6 protein-coding genes are annotated in these 2,626 nt (G+C 71.6%); 3 read left to right on the forward strand and 3 right to left on the reverse strand.

The window, feature by feature from the left end; genetic code table 11:
* The 3 genes from ACFFNX_RS47290 to ACFFNX_RS47300 form a co-directional block, all read left to right on the forward strand.
* Positions 1-620: alpha/beta hydrolase (locus tag ACFFNX_RS47290; RefSeq protein WP_378212953.1), on the forward strand; the 620-nt coding region annotated here is incomplete at its 5' end.
* A 144-nt stretch (positions 621-764) separates the two neighbouring features.
* Positions 765-1,130 carry a DUF2795 domain-containing protein gene (locus ACFFNX_RS47295; protein WP_378212955.1) on the forward strand — a complete coding sequence of 122 codons (366 nt, stop codon included), beginning with the start codon at positions 765-767 and terminating at the stop codon, positions 1,128-1,130.
* A 76-nt stretch (positions 1,131-1,206) separates the two neighbouring features.
* Positions 1,207-1,677: a general stress protein gene (locus ACFFNX_RS47300; protein WP_378212956.1), complete on the forward strand. Its 471-nt coding sequence runs from the start codon at positions 1,207-1,209 to the stop codon at positions 1,675-1,677.
* Positions 1,678-1,686: 9 nt separating this feature from the next.
* Here ACFFNX_RS47300 and ACFFNX_RS47305 read toward each other — a convergent pair whose 3' ends face one another.
* The 3 genes from ACFFNX_RS47305 to ACFFNX_RS47315 form a co-directional block, all read right to left on the reverse strand.
* Positions 1,687-2,082 (reverse strand): hypothetical protein, encoded by a 396-nt coding sequence (locus ACFFNX_RS47305; protein WP_378212957.1) that lies wholly within the window; start codon positions 2,080-2,082, stop codon positions 1,687-1,689.
* Positions 2,079-2,324 carry a hypothetical protein gene (locus ACFFNX_RS47310; RefSeq protein ID WP_285583347.1) on the reverse strand — a complete coding sequence of 82 codons (246 nt, stop codon included), beginning with the start codon at positions 2,322-2,324 and terminating at the stop codon, positions 2,079-2,081. Before ACFFNX_RS47310 ends, ACFFNX_RS47305 begins: the two co-directional genes overlap by 4 nt.
* 79 nt (positions 2,325-2,403) lie before the next feature.
* Positions 2,404-2,626: hypothetical protein (locus tag ACFFNX_RS47315; RefSeq protein ID WP_378212958.1), on the reverse strand; the 223-nt coding region annotated here is incomplete at its 5' end.

Below are 2,626 nucleotides of genomic sequence, written 5' to 3' on the forward strand. Positions count from 1 at the left end.
CGGACCTCCACGGCACCGGCGGCACCGGCGCGAACACCGCCCGCGGCCTGCGGCTCGACCGCTATCTCGCCGAGGCCGTACGGACGCGGAGCACGCCGCCGTTCGCTCTGGTGGCGGTGGACGGCGGGCCGGGCTCGTACTGGCACCCGCGGGCGAGCGGCGACGACCCGATCGCGATGATCACAGATGAGCTGCTGCCGCTCCTGCGCCGCCAGGGCGCGCGGACCGACCGGTTCGGGGTGATCGGCTGGTCGATGGGCGGGTACGGGGCTCTGGTGCTCGCCGAGACGGTGGGCGCGCCGCGCATGGCGGCGATGGTCGCGTCGTCGCCCGCGATATTCCCCTCGTACGCGAACGCCCGCCGGACCAACCACCAGGCCTTCGACGGTCCGCAGGACTTCGCCCGGTACGACGTGTTCCGCGGCCTGGGACGGCTTCGCGAGGTCCCGGCGTGGGTCGACTGCGGGACGAGCGACCCGTTCGCTCCGATGGTGCGGCGGCTGCGCGACCGGCTGCACCCCGCCGGCGCGATGACGCGCGGATGCCACGACGGCGCATTCTGGCTGCGGCGCCTGCCCGCCCAGCTCGCCTTTCTCGGCGGCCGGCTGACGCCCGTTTGAACACCGTGCGACCTGGGACGACTTCCCGGGGCACGGCGGCGAAGGTAGACTCCGGAAATGAGGTCGAATGACGCCCGGCCGATTTCAGCGAGGCGTGGGCGCGTTTCTCGATGCGTTGCTTGAGAATCGGGGGCGACCGAATCCATGGGCGATACCAAATTGATCAGCCCGGCCCTGTTGCAGCGGCACCTGCACAAGGCCAGTTTTCCCGCCACTCGCGACGAACTTCTCGCGCACGCCCGCGAAGAATTCGACCGCGTGATCGCGGCCCTGCGCGAGCTCCCGGACCGGCGATATTCGCGGCCCGCCGAGGTGAGCCGCGCGTTCGCGGAACTGGCGAGCGGTTATCTCGGCGATATTCCCTATCCGACGCGCCGTGATGATCTCGTCGGGCACGCCGGGCGGCAAGGCGCCCCCTGGCCGGTGGTCGAAGCGCTGCGGCGAATTCCGGACCGCCGGTACGACCGTCCCGAGGCGGTCGCCGAGGCCGTCGCCGTAGAAGAGGAATGACCGCGCCTCACTCCGGTGCCGTCTGTGGCATCGCGTCAGTCGCCGTAACCGACCAACGGGAAACGGGGGTCCGAGAATGAGCGAACGGAGCACCATCGGTCCGCACAAGGTCGTGCTGGGCACCTACAGCCGCCACGAGGCCGCCCAGAACGCCGTGGACTCGCTCGCTGAGCACAAGTTCCCGGTGGAACACGTCACGATCGTGGGCACCGGGCTGAAGCTGGAGGAGCGCATCCTCGGCCGCTGGACGCTCGGCCGTGCGCTGCTGACCGGCGCGGGCACCGGAGCGTGGATCGGGCTGCTGATCGGCATCATCTTCTGGGTCGTCACGCCCTGGGTGGTGGGCGCGGTGATCTCGGGCATCATCTTGGGCATCCTGTTCGGCGCGGCCTTCTCGGCCGTCGCCTACCTCCTCCAGAAGAGGGGGTACATGTCGGCGCCGTCGGTGGTGGCGGACCGGTACGACCTCCTGGTCGACGCGGAGTTCGCCGATGAGGCCCGCCGGCTGCTGTCGGCCGTGGTGTCCACCTCCGAGAGCGCTCGCTGACCGGACGGCTCAGGGCAGGCTCTGCACCGCCAGGCCGAGGGTCTTCCACTTGGCCGCCGCCTCCACGCTGGTGACGATCGGCCAGCCTCGGTCGGCGGCCGCCCGCGCCACGTGCGCGTCGACGATGTCGCGGATGCCGGCCTGGCGGGCGGCGTCGCCGATGGCGAACGCGTTGTGCTCGTCGAGGGCCAGCACCACCACCGAGGCGCTCTCCACCGCCCAGGCGAGCTCTTGAAGGCCGCGCTCGTCGGTCACGGCGGCGGCCTTCGTCAGGGCGGTGGCGGGCGCCACCAGGCTGTAGCCGCGGGCCGCGACGAAGCCGACCAGCGCACGCATGTGCTGGCTACGGCCGGTCGCGAGATCCACCAGTGCGGGAACGTCCAGTACGCGGCCGGAGAGGTTCACCGAGTCCGCCGGGAGTCCCCGTCGGCACTCTCGAATATCCGGCGCGCCCAGTCGGTCGCCTCGTCATCGAACGGTCCCCAGCGGCTCTCCACGGCGGCGACGAGTCTGTCGCGCGCCGCACGGTCGCGTACGGCTTCGGAGACGTAGGCCGAGACGCTCGGCGCGGCTCCGGACGCGACGGCGGCGCGGGCGCTCTCCAGCACCTCCGCGGGCACCGTCACCGTGATCTTCTCCGTGGCCATGGCCCCATGGTATGGCCAAAGCCGCAAAAAAGTATGGCTTCGCTGGTGAATCCGGTTCCGCGCGTCAATGAAGGGCCGCTCAGACGCCGTCGGACGTGAGCGGGGACTGCTCGAGGACCCGGTTCTCCCGGCGCCACAGCAGCCGGATCCCCTCGCGCAGCGCCGGGTCGCGGCGGGCCCGCGCGGCGAACTCGGCGGAGTCGTCCGTACCTGCGAGCCGGCCGAGCTCGGGCAGGTCGGCGAGCATCGCCGCCAGCAGCGCGGCCTGCGCGGTCAGGTGGAACGGCCGGCCCCTGCGGTCG

It is taken from the genome of Actinoallomurus acaciae (assembly GCF_042429965.1).
GTDB lineage: Bacteria > Actinomycetota > Actinomycetes > Streptosporangiales > Streptosporangiaceae > Actinoallomurus > Actinoallomurus acaciae.